The sequence below is a fragment of the Bradyrhizobium sp. 134 genome, from assembly GCF_023074155.1.
GTDB lineage: Bacteria > Pseudomonadota > Alphaproteobacteria > Rhizobiales > Xanthobacteraceae > Bradyrhizobium.
Map to the genome: position 1 here is coordinate 1 of NZ_JADPKX010000022.1, position 18,394 is coordinate 18,394.

Annotated in this window: 14 protein-coding genes and 1 pseudogene; 7 read left to right on the plus strand and 8 right to left on the minus strand. The window is 59.6% G+C overall.

Annotated features, from left to right (window positions below; translation table 11 throughout):
- Both IVA75_RS07765 and ligD read left to right on the plus strand, forming a co-directional pair.
- Nucleotides 1–221: hypothetical protein (locus tag IVA75_RS07765; RefSeq protein ID WP_247282085.1), on the plus strand; the 221-nt coding region annotated here is incomplete at its 5' end.
- Nucleotides 222–604: 383 nt separating this feature from the next.
- A complete protein-coding gene (ligD, locus tag IVA75_RS07770; protein ID WP_247282086.1) occupies nt 605–1,528 on the plus strand; it encodes a non-homologous end-joining DNA ligase in 924 nt (307 codons plus the stop codon).
- A gap of 377 nt (nt 1,529–1,905) precedes the next feature.
- Here the strand turns inward: ligD and IVA75_RS07775 are convergent, their stop codons facing one another.
- A complete protein-coding gene (locus tag IVA75_RS07775; protein WP_247282102.1) occupies nt 1,906–2,358 on the minus strand; it encodes an ester cyclase in 453 nt (150 codons plus the stop codon).
- A gap of 570 nt (nt 2,359–2,928) precedes the next feature.
- On the opposite strand from IVA75_RS07775, the gene IVA75_RS07780 reads away from it, so the two are divergent.
- Complete coding sequence (locus tag IVA75_RS07780; RefSeq protein ID WP_256465064.1) at nt 2,929–3,243, plus strand: nuclear transport factor 2 family protein; 315 nt, start codon at nt 2,929–2,931, stop codon at nt 3,241–3,243.
- A 685-nt stretch (nt 3,244–3,928) separates the two neighbouring features.
- Here IVA75_RS07780 and IVA75_RS40330 read toward each other — a convergent pair.
- Nucleotides 3,929–5,365: an alpha/beta fold hydrolase gene (locus IVA75_RS40330; RefSeq protein WP_346658412.1), complete on the minus strand. Its 1,437-nt coding sequence runs from the start codon at nt 5,363–5,365 to the stop codon at nt 3,929–3,931.
- A gap of 255 nt (nt 5,366–5,620) precedes the next feature.
- Between IVA75_RS40330 and IVA75_RS07795 the strand changes: the two genes are divergently transcribed.
- Nucleotides 5,621–6,724, plus strand: coding sequence for a transporter (locus IVA75_RS07795; RefSeq protein WP_247282087.1), 1,104 nt, complete (start codon nt 5,621–5,623; stop codon nt 6,722–6,724).
- A gap of 405 nt (nt 6,725–7,129) precedes the next feature.
- On the opposite strand, the gene IVA75_RS07800 is transcribed toward IVA75_RS07795, so the two are convergent.
- Nucleotides 7,130–7,453, minus strand: a complete 324-nt coding sequence (locus tag IVA75_RS07800; RefSeq protein WP_247282088.1) for a hypothetical protein — start codon at nt 7,451–7,453, stop codon at nt 7,130–7,132.
- Nucleotides 7,454–8,308: 855 nt separating this feature from the next.
- Nucleotides 8,309–8,712: pseudogene (locus IVA75_RS07805) on the minus strand (transposase); the annotation flags it as partial.
- A gap of 343 nt (nt 8,713–9,055) precedes the next feature.
- On the opposite strand from IVA75_RS07805, the gene IVA75_RS07810 reads away from it, so the two are divergent.
- Both IVA75_RS07810 and IVA75_RS07815 read left to right on the plus strand, forming a co-directional pair.
- The gene (locus IVA75_RS07810; RefSeq protein ID WP_247282089.1) at nt 9,056–9,268 is read left to right on the plus strand and encodes a hypothetical protein; all 213 of its coding nucleotides are present in this window, start codon (nt 9,056–9,058) and stop codon (nt 9,266–9,268) included.
- 44 nt (nt 9,269–9,312) lie between these two features.
- A complete protein-coding gene (locus tag IVA75_RS07815; RefSeq protein WP_247282090.1) occupies nt 9,313–9,537 on the plus strand; it encodes a hypothetical protein in 225 nt (74 codons plus the stop codon).
- Between the two features lies 1 nt (nt 9,538).
- Here the strand turns inward: IVA75_RS07815 and IVA75_RS07820 are convergent, their stop codons facing one another.
- On the minus strand, nt 9,539–9,835 hold the full coding sequence (locus IVA75_RS07820; RefSeq protein ID WP_346283285.1) for a hypothetical protein: 297 nt from the start codon (nt 9,833–9,835) through the stop codon (nt 9,539–9,541).
- Nucleotides 9,836–9,954: 119 nt separating this feature from the next.
- Nucleotides 9,955–10,467 (minus strand): septal ring lytic transglycosylase RlpA family protein, encoded by a 513-nt coding sequence (locus tag IVA75_RS07825; protein WP_247282091.1) that lies wholly within the window; start codon nt 10,465–10,467, stop codon nt 9,955–9,957.
- Between the two features lie 784 nt (nt 10,468–11,251).
- On the opposite strand from IVA75_RS07825, the gene IVA75_RS07830 reads away from it, so the two are divergent.
- Complete coding sequence (locus tag IVA75_RS07830; protein WP_247282092.1) at nt 11,252–11,644, plus strand: hypothetical protein; 393 nt, start codon at nt 11,252–11,254, stop codon at nt 11,642–11,644.
- A 669-nt stretch (nt 11,645–12,313) separates the two neighbouring features.
- Here the strand turns inward: IVA75_RS07830 and IVA75_RS07835 are convergent.
- Together IVA75_RS07835 and IVA75_RS07840 are read right to left on the minus strand one after the other, a co-directional pair.
- Nucleotides 12,314–12,490, minus strand: a complete 177-nt coding sequence (locus IVA75_RS07835) for a hypothetical protein (RefSeq protein ID WP_198293370.1) — start codon at nt 12,488–12,490, stop codon at nt 12,314–12,316.
- Between the two features lie 3,817 nt (nt 12,491–16,307).
- A complete protein-coding gene (locus tag IVA75_RS07840) occupies nt 16,308–17,921 on the minus strand; it encodes a glycosyl hydrolase family 17 protein (RefSeq protein ID WP_247282093.1) in 1,614 nt (537 codons plus the stop codon).
- Nucleotides 17,922–18,394 lie beyond the last annotated feature (473 nt).

Genomic DNA, 18,394 nt, shown 5'->3' on the forward strand with positions numbered 1-18,394 from the left:
GAAGGGGGGTCACCGTTGTTCCCGGATCGGAAGTTGCGAATTTCGCCCATAGCGGGACCCACAAAACTGCAAGGCGACCCAGCATACAACCCGTCAAAAGGATCATCCGCGACGATATCACATCGATGAACGCAGACAACATCGAAGCACTCGTGCATCGCCTTGCCGATCGAAATGCCATCCCAGATCACGCGGTCGCCGCCGATGCCCCTCGTGCGTAGGGATGGGCTTTAAGGCGCGCCGACCAGAGCGCGCCGATCCCCGACCTTCACACTTGCGACAATCGACTCCATGGCTTTTGACGTTCGGCGTCATCTCCGCGGTCAATCAGTGGTGCAAGCAAACTGCCGCTAGGCCGGCCTGCGTTATCGGCATCGATCTCTTGTCAGGTGTGGTGCACCGCAGCCCGCGTAACCGAGAACGGATTATCGCGTCGCGTTGGCTTACTGTTCGGCTTTGTTCTCAAGAAAGCACTGAACCGGTTGTATTGCCCTCCGCGGGAACACGCTGGCAGCCCCGAAGTTATGAGTCCCGTGACTAAGAAGGTAGACTGTCCCGCCGTCGGCTCCCAACACCGGCGGCGGGGTTTTTGTGAGTTGCTTGAGTGGCAAAGCGTACCGGAGCACCGGCCAAGAAGCCGCAAACTTCCATGCCGGGCTTTATCAGTCCCCAGCTTGCGACCCTGAAGATGAAAGCTCCTTCGGGGGCTCAGTGGATTCACGAAGTCAAATACGACGGCTACCGCATCCAGCTGCACATCGGCGGCGACGGCCGGAAGGCCTTCACCAGGAATGGCCATAACTGGGTCGACAGGTTCTCGGTCATTGCCGGCGCCTTCGATATCCCGGGTCAGGCGATCGTCGACGGCGAGGTGGTCGTCATCCATAAAGAGCGAACCAACTTCTCCGAACTCCAGGCGGACCTCGGCCGAGGCGACCAGGACCGGCTGGTTTACTTCGCCTTCGATCTTCTATGGTTGGACGGCAAGGACCTTCGCAGAATGGCTCAGCTTGCCCGCAAGGAGCTCCTGAAGCAGCTGATAGACGAGAACGGGCTGGAAGCACCGATCTTCTACAGTGAGCACCATGAAGGTGACGGGCAGGCGCTGTTCGAGGCGGCCGGCAAGCTTAACTACGAAGGCATCGTCTCGAAGCGGGTTGATGCCCCGTACCGGTCGGAGCGGGTTGAGACCTGGCAAAAGATCAAGACCGTCCAGCGCGAGAAATTTCCCGTCGTTGGCTTCGTCAAGGACCCGTCCGGCGTCGCCGCGCTCTACCTCGGCAAGCAGGAAGGGAAAGAGCTGCGGTACATGGGGAAAGTCGGGACGGGCTGGAGCCGGACGAAATCGGCGGAGATCCGCAAGGCTCTCGATACCGTCATCAGTCCGAAACAAAAGCTCACCAAGCCTGTCAGGAAACCGAAGGCGACCTGGGTCGAGCCGAAGTTCTACGCCGACCTCGAATACCGGGACATCACCTCCCAAGGCCCGCTGCGGGCCAGTTCGTTCAAAGGCCTGTCGAAGAAATAACCCAGGTTTAAACTCTTGTGATTTCTTCCGCGGTCTGCGGCTGGTGGAGGAACGGCAGCGCGGCAATGCCGTTCGCCATGCTGACGATAGTGTCCCTCCTAGACTTGCCTCCGCCACTGGCGGAGGCCTTTTCTTGTGGATAAGGAACGTTAGCTTCCGCGGGTATGTTCTTCGCTTGAGCGGAGACGAACGTTTGTCACCGTCGGTCGGATAGCGAGTCTGTGCCGACGCCCAGCGCCATAGTTGCGCTGATGCTGCCCGAATTCATAACATTGGCAAAGCCGCCCCGAATTCCGGCCAGACCGCCGCTGATGGTTGCGCCGGCGCTATTGGTCGATGTCGAGCCTACCGTGCCGTTCGTTACATTAGAAATAGGCCTATGCGGCAGCCTTGATAAGTCCAAGCTGTGTCAAGGCCGCCACACCATCGTCGAGGCCAATCTCCTCGACAATCTTGCGATCCTTGAGCTTCAGGACGGTCGTACCGGTGAACTTCATGTTGCGCCCTGTGTTGGCAGGCAGCGATCCCGCCAAAAAGTCGCCGAAGGCGGGCCCGGTGTGCGTGCCACCACCTTCCCAGCGTCCAACGACGTAATCGCCTTCAGCAATCAGGTCAGCGGCACCCCAGAAGTTGAGGTCCGGAAACGCCTTTCGAAAGTCGGTCATGAAGGCTTTAATGTCCTCGCGGCCGCGACGAGGTTCGTGAAGCGAATACTGCAACAGCATGTCCGGCGCTGCGAGTTCGTCTACTATGTTCAGGTTGCAGGTCGCGCCCCAAAAGTCTGTAAACCAGCGACCCACGATGGCCTTGTTGTCACTTTCCTTCGACATGTAGCTAATTCCTCTGTTTGTGTTTTCAGTTCGAGTGGACGCCTTGGAGACGGGATCGGGGCCGGCTTGGACCATGCCGTCGGGACGGATGTGCGGCCCAGACTGAGGATCAATCGCCAGCCGTTCGAACAGCTCTCGCAGTTCTGGTCGGAGGCCATCTCCACAAGGAGCTGCGATAGAGTGAAACTTGTGCATGTCGTGCTCCTATGTGCGCCCGCCCACGATAGGATTTCACTCAGATCGATCCACCCGATTTCCGACCGGCCGCTGCGCCAACACAGGTCGGCATCGCGTCAAAAGCTACCTTGGCAGCTCGCATTGCGTGCTTCAGCTTGCCTCCCAAAAGCAGACCTCGCGGCATGCTGAGCTAAGGTCAGCTACGGGCCAACAGGCGATGTTGCTGGTGCGACGGGATGAGAGGCACTCATCAATATTGCTCTGCCCAAATTCGTTGATTAGCCGGAGAACTACAGACGCGGAACTCTGGATTTTGATCTTGCGTTCATGAGCTCAATCCTACATCTGCCGTCGATCACGGCATGTAGGTGAGGAACAATGTCCTTCGACCCGATGGCCGCTGCGGTTGATTGGCTCGACGCCTACCGCGCTGGCGAGATTGAAACTATCCTGGAGATGTATGCTGACGATGCGACAGTCCATTGCGGCTGTGGTAGCATGAAAGCTCCCATCACTGGCAGAGAGGGCCTCCACGCTTATTGGACGGACCGGGTTCGGCAATTTCCAGCTTCGGAGCTGGACAACCTGCATCCATCGGATGATGGAACTCTAATCACATATGTCGCGAGGCACGGCGTCGTCAGTGTAGTTCTAACGTTTGATGCTCTCGGACAAATCTCATCCCAAACCTGCGGTCTATCCAATTAAGCCCACAATCCGCTGGGGCTTTGGGGGCAACTCGGCAGCCAGACCGGATCAGGAAGCGGGCTGCGCGAACTCCAAAGTCGTCTTCGAGTCAAAATGCGAAGAACTCCCTTGGGCAAATCTGGACCGATGATCTCGGTGACCGGACATCCAAGCGGCCGGATTGAATTCGTAAACGGGCCTAAAGCCTCGTTCGAATGTGAAAGCAAGGAGTGGCGCGCGCACCACATACAACAGGGCTTGCTTTGGAGAAAATGCAATGCGTTTTATCTTCGGATTATGCCTTGGGATCGCGTCGTGTGCTTCTGCGAACGCCGCGCCAAGGTGGCATCACAACTCGCGGCAAGCCATCATGCGTCCTGGCCAGGCGGTCATCCCGAGCTATACCACTCCACGGGGCGTGCGCATCTATCGCGACGATTCCGTTCCGGGAGGTCTCCGGACCGATCACGACGATCCTCCTGCCTACGATGATCCATCCAAGTTTGGCGGTGGCTGATGACTGAAGTGCGCGTCCGCTGCGGGTCAATCGCGTCGGTTTGCCCGTGAGGCGATGACCAGCGTTCGAAGCGGATAAACGGACGTGGTCAGGCCGGACCGGCACGTCTCCAACCGGCCCAAGAAAGAGATCAACGGGCAACCCGTGGCGCATATTGGCGGCTAAACGGAGCCGCCGTACCCAGTACCTTTAGTGTTGAGTATCGGAGGCAAGAAATGATCGTAGCTCGTCGAGAAAGCGTGCCAAAGCCGGCTCGCCCTCCAGCATGATATGATTCCGGCCTTCGAGCGGGACAAATCGGGCGCCGGGAATCCCCGCGGCCAGCCGACGGCCCGACTCGAACGGCACTCTGGCGTCGTTGCGGCAATGCATGACAAGGGTCGGCACCTTGACCCGCGGCAGTAGTGAGCTGATCTCCACTTCGCCATTTGCCAGTAAATTGCGCGCTGCGTCTTCGGCCGAGCTCGATATACGCTGTAGCTCGTTAAACCAGTCGGCCTGCTCCTTGTTAGCGTCCGGAATAAACAGCGACGTGAACATCTGCCTGAAAGCCGGGTTTTCCTGTCCCCATCCCAGCCGCATCAGCGTCAGCATCGCATCTCCGGCCGCCTTCTCCGCCTCGGTCCTGGCGCGCTTCTTCCAGCCGACAACATAACCTCCGTAGAGAATCAGATGCGACACTCGCTCCGGATGCCGGACCGCGTAGGCAATCGAGACTGCGCACCCCTGGGATATGCCGAGCAGCGCGAACCGTTCGATGCCCGCGGCGTCGACCACCGCTTCGAGGTCATCGACTAACCGCTCGAATGTTACGTCGGGGACGTCACGATCCGAAAGCCCATTTCCCCTTGCGTCATATCGGATGAAAAGGTGCTCGCGGGACAATTCCCGGTAGAGATGCCGCCAGATTGGACTTTCGAAGTCGAATTCGATGTGGGTCATCCAGTGCCCCGTCTTCACCAGCGGATGCCCTTGGCCGGTCCTGGCGTAGGCCAACTGCACGCCGTCGGCGGTCTGGCAGAAGTGAATTTCCTGCTTGTGTTGGACGGTTGACGCCGCGACCGTGTCTTCCGCAGACGAGGGAATCGCGGCGTCTGGAATCGCCTCGATGTCCTTGGCAGTGAGCCCGAACACGCCGACCGCGCGCGAGATGTTCTTCACAGCCTGCTCGCCCAAATCAGCAAAAGCCATCGACAGCTTGTCCCGGATCTGGTCGTTCGCCGCCCTGGATATGCATACGCCGCCGGGCTCGCAGAGCGTTTCCAAGCGCGCCGCGATGTTGACGCCGTCGCCGAAGATATCGTCGCCGTCGATGATAATATCGCCGACGTTGATCCCAATCCGGAACACGACCTGCCGTTCCGCAGCGACCCCTGCGTTGCGCCCCACCATGCTGCGCTGAATCTTGACCGCACAGGCGACCGCATCCACGACGCTGGCGAATTCCACCAGCATCCCATCGCCGGTGGTTTTGACGATGCGGCCGTGGTGATCGGAAATGCCGCAGTCGACCAGTTCTCGGCGGTGCGACTTGAGGGAATTGAGGGTCCCCATCTCGTCGGCGCCCATTAGCCGGCTGTAGCCGACCACGTCCGCCGCTAGAATGGCCGCAAGCCGGCGTTGCATGGCTCTTGCCCTCTCATGCCACTGCCAGTCTGCCCGCAATCAGTGGCCGCGACAAGGCTGAACGGGCCGGCGGAATCCGCCGCGGATCAAAGCGCGGTTTTGGTTTTGCCGCGCACTTCCGGTCTACCCCGATAATCGCACGTAGTCGGTTCGGCAGCCACCTCGCAAAAGGGTCAAAAGCAGTCCACGCCTCGACGCTTGCGATAGGGCAGCTAACGGCCCAATAGCCGAAGCGACAGAATTAACGTACGATCGATGCCGCGCGTGACGTCAAAGGGGGCGGACGTTGACCAATCGATTCTTACTCACTGCAGCTCTGGTTGCATCCACGGCCATCAGCGCGAGCGCCGCATCGGCGCATCATCCAAGGCATCGGCGGTATCGGTGGTGCCGGCGGCATTTTCACGATCGGCGCTGGCACCCTCGCTGAGGGCCGCCTTTTCCGTGTTCGTTGACTATCTCCGGCTGCAGCAACTGAGCAATCTAACTCTGCTCGCCAATGTCGGTAACGACGTCCATGGCCTGCAAACGGTCGAGAGCCGCGTCCTTGCCCTTGCTGTTGGCATCACCAACGATTTCACGGTATCGGTGCGCCTGCCATGGGTGCGCCGCACCGGTATTCTCGAAGGCGTGCAGGAGGATCCTGCCACCGTGCGTGACCGCGGCAACACATCGGGCTTTGGCGATGTAACCGTGCTAGGCCAATATCGCTTTCTGAACAATCGGGTGAGCGGAACGCAGGCGGCGGTGCTGTTCGGCGCCAAGGCCCCGACCGGCGCGACCAACCTGGTCGATCCATTTGGGGAAACCTTCGAGGCAGAGTTTCAACCCGGATCGGGATCTTGGGATGGCTTGTTCGGTGTCGCCTTCAGCCAGCAATTGTATCCCGCCTTGAGCTTTCACGCCAACGTACTCGCGATTGCAACCAGGACTGGGACTCAAGACACCAATCTCGGCAACCGGTTTCTCTATAACGGCGCATTGGCCTACCGACTGTTCGGCGAAACGGCCAGCGAGCCGCATTCCCATGACCCGCGTGCTACCTATGCACACGCCGGTCATGATCGCTCACGGATGGTGACCAAGACCCCGATGCTGGCCGCTCCGCACGGTCATGTTGCCCTCGACGCTTTGCTTGAGATTAACGGCGAGTGGCACGAGAAGCAGCGAACCTTCGGCATCGCCGATCCAAACTCAGGTGGCAACACGGTGTTCATTTCGCCGGGTCTGCGCCTTACGGTCGAGAACTGGTCGAGCTACGTGATGGTCGGCATTCCGGTCCTTAACGACTACAACGGGATTCAAGCGACCCCCACATGGCGCGTTTTGGCTGGAGTCTCCGCCGTCTTCGGTCCCTGATCCATATAGACTGGCCGCCAACGAGTAAGCGTCGTGCTTTCTCTTGAGTCCGTTCTGCAACCGCCGATCACGGTCAAAGTGGGAGACTTCCGCTTGCGTTGCTAAGCCGACGTTTGTGAGAATAGGTCTTAGTTCAGCGACTTCCCGCGCCGCTTTCGGGGCGGCTTTCTCACCAGCGGCGCGCATGACCTCCATGCTGGTGATGCTGGGGTCGAAATCCTTCGGCGGCACTGGCATCTCGTCCGGCGGCATCGTTGCAGGCTGGGCAGGGCGTAGTGGCGCGGCCCTAGCCGCAAGCCGTTGGGAGCGTGCTCGACTTGGCGCGGGCGCCGGCGCGGCGTTGCCGCCTTGATTGCCGGTTGTCCCGTGTCCCGCTGTCCCCCACGCTGAGGGCTGGGACATCCCTCAGAACGGCATCCGGAACTTCTTGAACATCGTCCTGCCGTCCCGCTTGATGTCGGCCTCGATCCGGCTGAGCGTGTCGGCCTGGTGTGCCCTCTCGGGGCCGAGGAGATTGTGCTCCCGGATTTGCTCCATCGTTCGGAGGACGAGCTCGACCGATGTCGGATCGAGATCCTTCCTCCGCTCAATCGAGTCCAGCATATCCTTGTAGTCAGCGAAGAACTGCGGGCCCGTGTCACCCATTTCCACGAAGATGTCGTGCATACGCCAGAGGTTATGCAGGAGGACCGCGCGGTCCGCATCGGAGATGTTCAGCTTGAGATACATGTCTCATCCTGATGTTGGCAGGCACAGGACCCGGCGCTAACCGCGGCGCGTTTGGTGCATGCAAACGGCCCGCGAGCGCTTCGCGCTAAAGCAGGGACATCCCCGTGGCTGCCAAGGCCACGAGCAGGAGCAGGATAGCGGCGATAATGACGCCCAGGAATACCCGTTCCATCGGGTGCAGCAGGTGAGGCCTGGTGGCGTTCCTGTGCGGCGAGCGCTTCGCGCTCACACAAACCAGCAGGGGGTGTGGCCCGGTGCCTCTTTACTACTTCTGCGCGGCACGCGCGCGGTTCGTTGTAGAATACGGCCCGGATGGCGTTTCGCTGTGCGAATTCGCTTTGGGGTTTTCTCCGAGGTTTTGGCCCGCCACTGGCGGCATTTGTCCTCGTTCAAGGGTCAACCGACCAGGAGCTACGTCCGTTCGCCCAGGAGCTTCGTCCGTCGCAATGTCGATAATCGACTTAGCGAGCTGGTTTCTAGGGCGCTTGGGTCATTCTGCTGTGCTCTAGGTTTGGGGCCGCCGAACTTGACCACTTGACCGTTTCCCAGCGGTTTTTGGCTATCTCATCAGGGACCAACAGCCGCTCGCCCTTGATTACCCTCTTGCCAACGCGTGTGCCGAGGTGGGCGCGAAGCGCGTTTTTAGCTGCCTCTTCATTGGCGAAGCCGACGTAGAACCACCCATATGTCGGGGCTAGGTCCGGCGAGACGCCGTACTCGATCGAAAGTAACCACGCTCTTTTTGCAAGCTCGCCCATTGCCCATGTGTATGCGCCCTGAATCGTCCTGACGCCACCCTTCTATCCTGCCAGTTTCAAACTGACCCAGTACCCAAGCGGTGCGGCTTTGACCCTCGATCAGCAGTCGCCGGTAGCCGAAGCGGCGGCGTTCCTGGGCAATCGCCCTCATGCGCTGGCGAAGGCTGGCATCGTCAGTCCGCGTCGTCCGATATCTCATGGTCATGCGGCAGCAGCCGATGGCTTTACACGCCCGCCGTTCGCTCATCCCATGGGCATCCACCAGAGCGCCGCATTGTTCAGCATGGCGTCGGCCCGGAGCCGCTTCAGGCTGGTGTTCTCGTCCTCCAGCGTTCTCAGCCGCTTGGCCTCGGAGACGTCCATCCCGCCGAACCTGGTCTTCCATTTTTAACTGGCGTCGCTCACGCCGTGCTTGCGGCACAGATCGGCCACTGAAACCCCGGCCTCGTGCTTCTTCAAGATTCCGATGATCTGCTCTTCCGTGAAACGACTGCGCTTCATGCTCTGGTCCTCGTCTTGGGCGAGAGCGAACTCCAAACTGGATTAAGCCCGGGGGGCAAGGTCACCATAACCCCTACCGCCCCGCATGACCTCTCGCGACTTGGTGCTCATCCGGAGGATTCCTCCGGAGGCAAGCCGTTAGACTTTGTGGCGGCTGACCCGCCTCGCCAGGTGTCGGTCAAGCCCTCGTTAGCCGGGAGACGCCCCGCCAGCCGGCCGCTGCAGCAAAGCGGGTGCCAAGTCGGGTTCCGTGACCAATCAGCGTTTAGATACTTCCCCGGGGCGGCTGACGGTCGTAGGCTAGACGCATTGCACATCCGAACTCGTATTGTGGGGTAGCGTTATGTCGAGTGCGATTGAGTTGATTGTGGACGGCTACGCAAGACTGAACGACCATCAGCCGCTCGAGGAGTTGAGGATGCACCGCGGGCGCTTGGCGCTCGATCTGAAAGCCATGACTGGCTTCGACTGCGGGTCGTCGATCGCCCAGCTCGAGCAAGACATTGCGGCCATCGAGGCCGGGATGGAGATGCTGTCGGGACCGATCGCCGGGTAGGCTAACGCGCCAACCTGGTGAGGGCGAGCGCGTAAGGAGGGCAAGTGCTGCGATCTTTCGTCATCGCTCCCCTCGCAGTGGTCTGGGCATGCCCGTCCGCGCTCAGCCTGACGTCTGAGGAGGTCATCGCCAAGCTTCGTGCCGCGGGCTACTCCCAGATCCAGGAATTACCGGCCGGCAAGATCAAGACCTACAAGGCCGTCAAGGAAGGCACCACGCGCTCGGTAATCATCGACAGCACCGGCCACATCGCAGAGGTGGCGAGATAAGCTAGACGGGCAGACGAAGCCAGACGTCTTTACTGGACAGCGTGCCGGTTGGCGTCGCAATCTCCATATCGACGACGCGAAGCGAGCCATGACTTTCGTAAAGGTAGCGAAGGTGCCAGACCGGGCCGAGTTCCGGTGAAATGGCAAAGTCGTCCAACGCGCTTGTGATGTTGTGAACGGCATCGCGTCGGCCGATCGGTGCGGAGAACATCGCGTCTATCAGCGCGGCTAGGCTCATGCCACCGACCAGCATGGCTCGTGCAGCTTCGTCGCCGTGAGAAAGCCGGAGGGCGGTCACGATGACCGCAATAGCGTCGGGATTGTTCAGAGCCGCGGCACGTTCAGACCCAAAACCGGACCATTGATGTAAGGGCGCGGGGCAGCGGTTGCGTATTCTCGCAAGGCGATGGACGACTGCTACAACACCTCAGCACGAACCGGAGCCACGCCACGATCCGTAATCCCTAAGGTACGCGCCGCGGCGAGCGAGAGGTCGAGGACGCGGCCACGGACCCATGGTCCGCGGTCGGTGATACGAACCACCACCGACTTCTTCGTCTCAAGATCAATGACCCGGACCCTCGTGCCGAACGGCAGACGTCGGTGCGCCGCGGTTAGTAGATTCCGGTCAAATGATGAACCGCTCGCGGTCTTGCCTTTGGAGTAGGAGTAGTAGGAGGCTTTTCCGGAAAAGACCCGGTTGTAAGATTGAGTGCCCGAACGAGCATTCAAGGGCTCTTGTCCGTTCGGAAGTTGCGGTTGCGCCTCATCCTTTTTTGTCTGATCGAGTCCTTCAGGAGCCGGCTCAGCGTGAGCCTTTGGAATGATGGACCACCGCTCATTGAAATCCTCTGCTGCAGCGGTGTTCGCATTCAATCCAATCCAAGCAGGGAGTGTCGCAATCGCAACCATTCTGAGGAGAAGGCGCATTGTTCGGCCTCATCAAACAATTGAAGCACAAGTCAACAATGCAACCCATCCGCCAGTGTTCCTGAACATGTATTCGCGTCTCGCGAATAGGTGATTGCATACCGACGTTGGCCGGATGTGCGTAGGAGCACCGCAGCAAGTCAATTATCTCGCTGCGATGCATCGCGCCATTTAGCGCAACCGGCCGGGGGCCTATCGGCCAGTCTTCCCAGCGCGCACTACATACGACCGGCCCATGGGAAAAGTTGCGTATCCCCAAAATGAGAAATTTCAACCCGCCTACTGACAATGGGGCAGAGTTGTTGGTGGCCATACGCCCGCCGACGCCAATGGCCCGTCGAGCGGTGCTTCGCGCTGGTCTTAGTGGACGAGCAGCGGCCCGAGCTCGAGGGGCAATCGCCAAGGCCGAACACGACGACCACGCCGAGGCGGGTGCCGAACGCGCTGTCGGGCAGCTTGATTCGAGGCAGAGGGGGTTATTAGAGGTACTTAGGAGCCTGCGGTTGGCGCTCGCTAAAGGACGCCGCATCTTCTGTTCGGCGATTTCGAAGACCGGACGAGCGTTGGCAATTGACACAGTACCTTCCCAAGACCTGCGATTGCTTGCTCGGCTTCCTCAGTCCGGTCAGCCGGCTCTTCCTTCAATGCCTCTCGCTTTGCACGCTTGTCTGCCGCAGACTTGTTCCTTTGAGCACGGCATCTTGCAGGCAACTCTGGGGCGGCGGTCGTAACTAAGTCCGATTCAAGGTGTATGATGGGGTTGCGTTCCTCATAGGAGCCCGTGATGGAACCAACAGAATCTGCCCGCACGCACCGTCAGGTGTTGCCTTGGCTCGTGGTCGCGCTGATTGTTGTGTTGGCTGGAGGCATGTTCGTTTGGATGAATAACAGAATTGATGCCCTACAGGCGGCGACTGCTATTCGTCGAGATTCTGGCGTCGAACAAACAAAGAGGGCGGTAGCAGCTCTTGAGCAGACGATGAAAGACATTCAGTCAAGCCAGCAAAGCCTTGTGGACCGGATAGCGGAGGTCCAGCGCAAACTTGCCTCGGAAGGCAGTAATCGCAAGCTAATGTCAGATCAACTAGGCGCACTCGGCGCACGCGTTGATGGGCTGGCATCCGCGAATGCGGAGAGCGCTGCGACTGCCCGTCAGAACTCACGCACAAAGCGATAGATGTTCGCGCTAAGTTCAGTGCCGGAAATTTCTTTCCGAAAGTAGGAAAAACCTTCCGCGAACATCTTCAACCAAGAGAACCAAACAGCGATGCGTCAACGTTGGTGACCAACTAGCCCGCCCTTGAAAGTGGTCCTCTCAAGGCGATTTGGGACCGCCTCCGGTCCGACGGCCGGTTGATAAGTACGGCGGGTTCTCGCACTTCTTCTGCCGCTTGCGGTTTCTTTGGAACGCCCACCGATCAATCCCGCCAGTCCGAGGACAGCTCCTGCGACGGTCACCCAGTGGGATATCCGATCCTGGAAAGCATCGCTGTTCCCGCTAATGCTCAGCGCTCACCCTCGTGCCGCAACGGCTGGGTACGCAACCCGCTTTTGAGAGCGATGTTTTCGACGACTGTTTGCTCTTTGGTCGGAAAGTACGTCGCAACCAACGACAGGACACCAGCGACGCAGAGGGCCATCAGAGCGGCGCCAGCAACGCTTACCGGACCTCGCAATAGCAACTGCCCCAACGCGCGAAACATGACATCCGCATACTCGGAAATGCTTAACGAAAATATTGCGCGCGATCAACGGCGCCCAGAAACGCACGTCGCATCGCGCGGCATCCTATCAGATCGAGGTTGCGTGGAGCGAGAGCGCTGTCGGATGACCGAGTAGGTGCCCGCTATTGCGTGCTTAGCGACAAGCCAAGAACAAATGCCTTAGCCGCCGTCGCGCCCGGCGTTCGCTTCAATTTCTTTGCGATCTTCGTGACACCAGTCTTTTGCTTCGCAAGTAACTTCAGCGTCTTCAGGTCGTCTTTCGTCCACTCGCGACGAACACTTTTTTTCTTCTTGGCCAACTTGGCGCTCCTTCGTTGATGGGAGCGCGGTCTAACACGTGTCGCGCGGTTCGCAAATGCCTTGTGAATGGCGCTGTTTGACGGACCCTGTCCTTTTCGACAGGTGTAGGCCGTCCTGAGCCGTGGGCTGATCGCGCTAGAAGGACGAGGGCCGCGGCTATGCGACGTTACTACCTCCCGATTTTTCACAAGGGAGAGACATGTGCGGACGATGTGGGGGAGCTATTTGGCTCGGCTCAACTAGCCGTCCAATACGGCGCGCGCGTCGCTCGGGACGTCGCCAGCGACCCCGACGATGATTAGCCAAGCGGCGTCGCCGTCAGAGTCAATCGTCAACGGTTAGGCAGGCGCGACGTTGGCGAACAATGCCCACCAATTCATGCCGGCGGGCTTCCTGCACAAGGCTGTGATCCGCATTGTGTGAAGTAGTTCACAACTGGCAGAGTATCACCGAGCGTAGCGTGCGCGCTTCCACTGGAGGGAAGCGCAATGAAGTGGAACTCGGCAACCTATCGAATGCTCGCGCTGACCGCCGCTGTTCTGGTTGCGGCTGGTACTACTATGGCCATCGGTACTCCTCGTGGAGTCCCTGAACCAATGTTGGGATCCGATTGGCAATGCCGGACCATGCTGCTCGTGACCACGTGTGCGCACTGAAGCATTGATCGGATAGCCGCAGACGCGCGCTCGGCAAAGCTAGCGGGCGCTCGTTCACACATCTCGGCCCTACGAATGTCGAGCTAACAATCGGTTAACGAAGCCCCCAGGCGTGTTCCGCCGTTGACCTGCATCCCGTCACGCATAACGAGGTGGGTCTAGGACGGGGCCGGTACCATGGCGGACCTAACGGAAAAATTGAACAGACTCCGTGCCGATGCCGCGGATTTGGTCCTTATGAGCAGGCGATCGAGCGACCCGCGAAAGCGCGCACTTTTCGAACGCTTGGCAGATGAGCTCGCCATAGAGGCTCTCGAACTCGAGCAGGTGGTGAAGCTGCAAAGCCGGCGCTCCGGTTACAGCGACATGGATAAAGTCGTGCCTCTCCACGTGCGTCCAGATCGTCGCTGACCCATTCCCTTTCCCTTTGTGGGCGTCGACACCAACAAACCCGATGCGGCGGCGGCCCGATGTACGTAAGGCCCGAGCTCGCCGCTCGAATGGCGCGACCAAGCAGATGGATAGCTCGCCGCCAAAAAAGCGACCCTCGCTCGCCCCACTAGGAGATCGGCGGCTTGCAATCTTTTCAAATGTCACCCCATTAAATATCAATTAACTGAATTAAATGCTAGACGAGATTTAAATTTGGATTAGAATGCGAATGCTTGGCGCCGGACGCACGCGTCAAGGACCTCCTGGAAGCGGCCCCATCATCGTGCCCCTGCTTACGCGGTCCAATGGATGTAGGGGCCGCTTCTTTGGCAAATTGGGAGGCGGATCATGCAGTTCCTGTCATTAGGTGATTGGTTTTTCATCTCCGCAGCGACGGGTACGCTCCTACTGGTCGAGGTCGGAGTTTTGATCATTGTGGGCGTGATCTGAGCCGGACGTTTTCCCTCAATTTCAATTTCAGCGCTCCCAGGGCGCGGACTGCAATTTATGCCCTACATAGTGTCTACGCACTTCAGCACAGAGCTTTCCGAGAGGTCGAGTGGAAGCTCGATGCGCCGCCCATGGTTGGCCGGACCCCGTCCGAGGACCTTGCCGAGTACTGCCGACGTCACCGCATCAGCTTCGACTGGATGCTCGGCGGCTGTCTGATGGACCTCAAGAAGATGGTCGACGAGCGCCGCGGTCGAGAGACGCAGCTGCGTCCGCCGAGCAGGTCGCAGCGAGATATGCTCAACCTTCGCCCGAGGATCAGGCGATCGTGAAGGATGAGATCAAGCGAATCATAGGGGAGCGTGACCAATGAAGCGCCGGCGCCGAGCGGCGCGCCCGGCAGCGGCTACTGACGCACCGCCGGCGGTTAAAGCGGTAACCTACCGTAAACAGGTATCGCGTTAGGATCTATCATCGCGGATTGGTGACGAGTACCGCGGTACGCATGGGCATAGAGGACCCGTCGGCTACCGGAGCCGGCGGGTTTTTCGGTCTCTGGCACCGATTAAAAGCCAGGGTCGCTGAGCCGGAACAGCGCCCTGACCGGGATAAGCCGGAACGAGAGGCGTCGGCCAGGAATGGCTACTTTTTCCGCTGGCGATCTCCATACTTTTCCTTACAGCGGGAATCGCCACGCGATACGAGATCGACCTGTTGAAGGGGCAGATAACAGTGAAGCAGCGCGTATTCGTTTGTATATGGGGCGGGTGAGCGGACGCAGACGTCTGCGCCAACTGGTAGATCGACCGACTGCCCGCCCATAAGCATGTAGCTGCAGCTGTCCATCTTCTTTGTTTGTCTGCGGCAATCATCGGCCGCCTCGGCTGAAACCAGCGAAGCAAGGGTGACGCCGGCAATTATGAGTTGCGCATTTGGATCCCTTTCCACTCGAGCGCGTCACGAATGTCTCGGAGATAGGACGTCGAGCCCCATCACGAAAGAGGTTACGCGCAGCCGCGAGAGGCTGAGGCGGTCGTTAGCCACCGCGGCCGACATTGGACGAAGCGTTATCCAGCCATCGCCGCGTTGCATCGTCACTCCATCCGGGGACCGCGAAGCGTGCCCGAGAATTGACATCTGGGCTCGGACGTTCCGCCGCGGGTTGGCGTGCCCGAGAGTGACGCACCTTCGCAGCGTCGGCCGAGGTGCACAGGAGCATCGAGAAACTCACCGCCAAAACCGAGCGCATAGGGTCAGCTCCAATTCCGCAACTGCCCCTATCTGATGCTCCGACTGTTCCCTCACAATCTGTGCCGGCTTCACAACTGCGAGAAAGAGGGGACCGCGTCGGCGATCGGAAGTCTGCGGCCGCATGGGGCGACATCAGCACGACACCGACGAGTTCTCGCGCATGGAGCGCATCTGCCTAGAGTTGGCTGGCAGCTTTCGGTGCAGCCGGAGGGTTTTTCGCCGTGGCTGCAGACGGGCCAGTAAGAACACGGGTGCGTATCTGACAGCGATGCCGGCCGCATTCTTTTGACACACCATCGATCTCATGGCGTCACACATTTCAATGCCTAATGGTCGGTTTACCGTTTCATCAGCAAGAGCGGTGCCAGTGCGGAGCATGCGCGGCAGCGGCGCGGAATGACGGCGTTGGAAATAGGGCACGTGAACCTGCGCGGAGTGGCCAGTCCAAACCCGCAAACGAGAACGGCTCCACCTCGCGAGGCTGGGATACACCAGAGCCGTCTCTTCCTGTGCGCTCCGCCGCGCGCAAACAGGCGTTGCCGGAGGCGCGGTCTCTGCCGATCACATGTTAGTTACCCCGGTGCTACCCTGATGTGTCCTGGCTTGATTCTCAGGCGGGAAATGCTGGGCTTGGGTCATTGATTTTGCCTGGTGAGCGCGCTGGGGCTAGAACCCAGGACCCCTGATCGAAAGCCATGTGCTCAGGCGTCCGTGCGCGCCTTAGATCCGCTCCCCGGCCATTTTGAAGGGAAAGCGTCCGTAGCCGTTCATGCGAACGGACCAGGCTTCGGCCTCCGTCCGTCATTGCCTGTTTGGCACGCTCGCGGGCTACTTGGGGCATCGATCTTTGCGCCCAGTATCCGGCCGCCCAGATTACCCTCACGACTTCGTACTCATGGCGGTGGATGGCCCATCGCCTGTTGAGGCAGCGCATCGGCAGGTCTGGAGTGGGGGAGAACAGGAAGCCTTCGACTCAGGGCGGACCGACGCGAATGACCGAAACCGGAAGTCCGCAGGCCAGGTTTTCTCAAGCGCGCGCCCGCCATAGCGTAACCGCAAGCAGTATATAGGCAGCACAAGTCCACAACGACTGCCAATTGTCCGGCCCTTCGCTAAGCGCCGCATAGAGGGCTGCCACCAAGAACACGCCGGCAAATATTGCTTCCGCCATAGGGCGGATTCCTTTCTTGGGGCCATTGAGCTGCGTCATAGCCGCAAAAGGGACCGCCGCCATAGTGAGGGCCGCAAAAGGAAAATCCTTTTCGCGCGGGTCAAACATGAAGCCGAGCGCGGTCTCCGCGCCGATCACGACGGTTACGATCAAGATCAATCCGTGCATCATCGCCAGGACCGATAGGGTGCGGTAGTCCTTCGGGCCCAGCAGTTCAAGAAATGTGGGCGGTGCGCGCCTCGACATCAAGGCGTTAACGCCGAACACTGGCGAGCCAGTTGCCGCCACCAGAAGTGCGCCCCACAGAAGCCAGCTGCCCGCATGGTGGCTTTCATAGAACATCTTTTGAGCGGCCACCCCAAACAGGACTCCGGCGGTGCTTGCCAATATTCCGACCGCAAACCATGAGACGAGCCGGGGCTGCGAGGGCTTCCGGCGCGAGGTCAGCCATGCAGCGCCGAACACCAGGATCGCCAGCGCCATTCCGGCGCTCATTTGCAGCTTCCAGAGCGGATAATTCCTGACGGGGACGCCGGGCGGATACTTCAGCGTGCGCTGCGCGGAATCGAATAAGCCCCACGATCCGCCGACGGTGCCCTCGAACTCATGCTTCCACAATTCATCATACGCCTCGAACAGGTCGACGCGGAAATTCTCGCGCCGGGCAACATCGAGGACCTCCGAGACCACCCGCGCCTGATTGGTGCGCGACGGTAGCGCCGAACCGCGCATCCGCCCTTCGCTCGGCCAACCAGTTTCTCCAACCAGGATTTCCTTGCCCGGAAACGCCGACGCCACCTGCTTTCGAACGGCGTCGACGTGAGCAGCGGCAGATTTCGCCGGGACCGGGACGTTTTCCCAATATGGCAGGATATGCACGGTGACGGAGTCGACCGCGTCACCGAGTTCCCGATAGCGCAACCAGTACTCCCAGACGTCGGAATAGGTGACGGGGACCGGCACTTGTGCCTTGACCGAGCGGATTAAGGCAGCAAGGTCGGAAGGCGTCATCTTCCGATGCAACAGAACCTCATTGCCGATCACGAGCGCGGTGATGGTTTCCGGATAATGCTGGGCCAGGCGTATGCCCGTGGATATCTGCGTCGCGTTCTTCTGTCGGTCCCTGTCGAGCCAAATTCCCTGAATGACTTTCAGCCCCACCTTGGACGCAAGTTCGGGGATCTGATTGAGACCGAGATCAGTCGCATAGGTACGGATACAGTCGGTTATTTTGGCAAGTTGGGCGAGATCTTCCGCGATCTGGTCTCGCGGCACTGGTGTCGGCGGCTCTGACGTTTGGTTGTTGCGGAAGGGCGCGTAGGATATGCAATGCAGTTTGGCATTCGGATCGATCGGTGCGCGCGCCAAGTTGATCGGTTTGGCCAGCCACCACCAGGCCGCCGCGATCGCACCTAGGGATATGATCAGAAGCGCCAGAGGCGTACGAAGCGAAATGGTTTGACCCTCCAACGTAGATATCGTCGGTCAAAAGGCATGCTGTCGTGACCCGACCACAACAGAAATCATCGTTCGCCGGGACCTACTTGATGCTGAAAGCTGCTGACAAATCGTCCGGGGCGCAAGAGGCGAGTACACATCCAACGAAGGCCTTAAGGCTACCGCAGGGCAGGGCAGGTAGAAATAATCTTCGCCATCTCCCGACACGGCCTACGGGGACCGGCAGCAGAGTGGCCTTTCTCTGGCGGTCGCAATGCCAGCTAACGAACGTCGCCTGCTGGCCCATTAGAGAAGTAGCGGCGCACTTCATTAAGTCCGCTCAGTGGCACAGCGGACTAGATTTGCTCAGGTTGAGTTCTTCACCCTTTGCCCCCCAACAGACATCGCGCTTGGAAGCGTCTCTTTTATGCAGTGGCCACTGGTTACATTGCGCGAGCAGTCCGGCGATCGGCGCTTCGTCGACAGATGTGCCTTCGCAAGGCTCT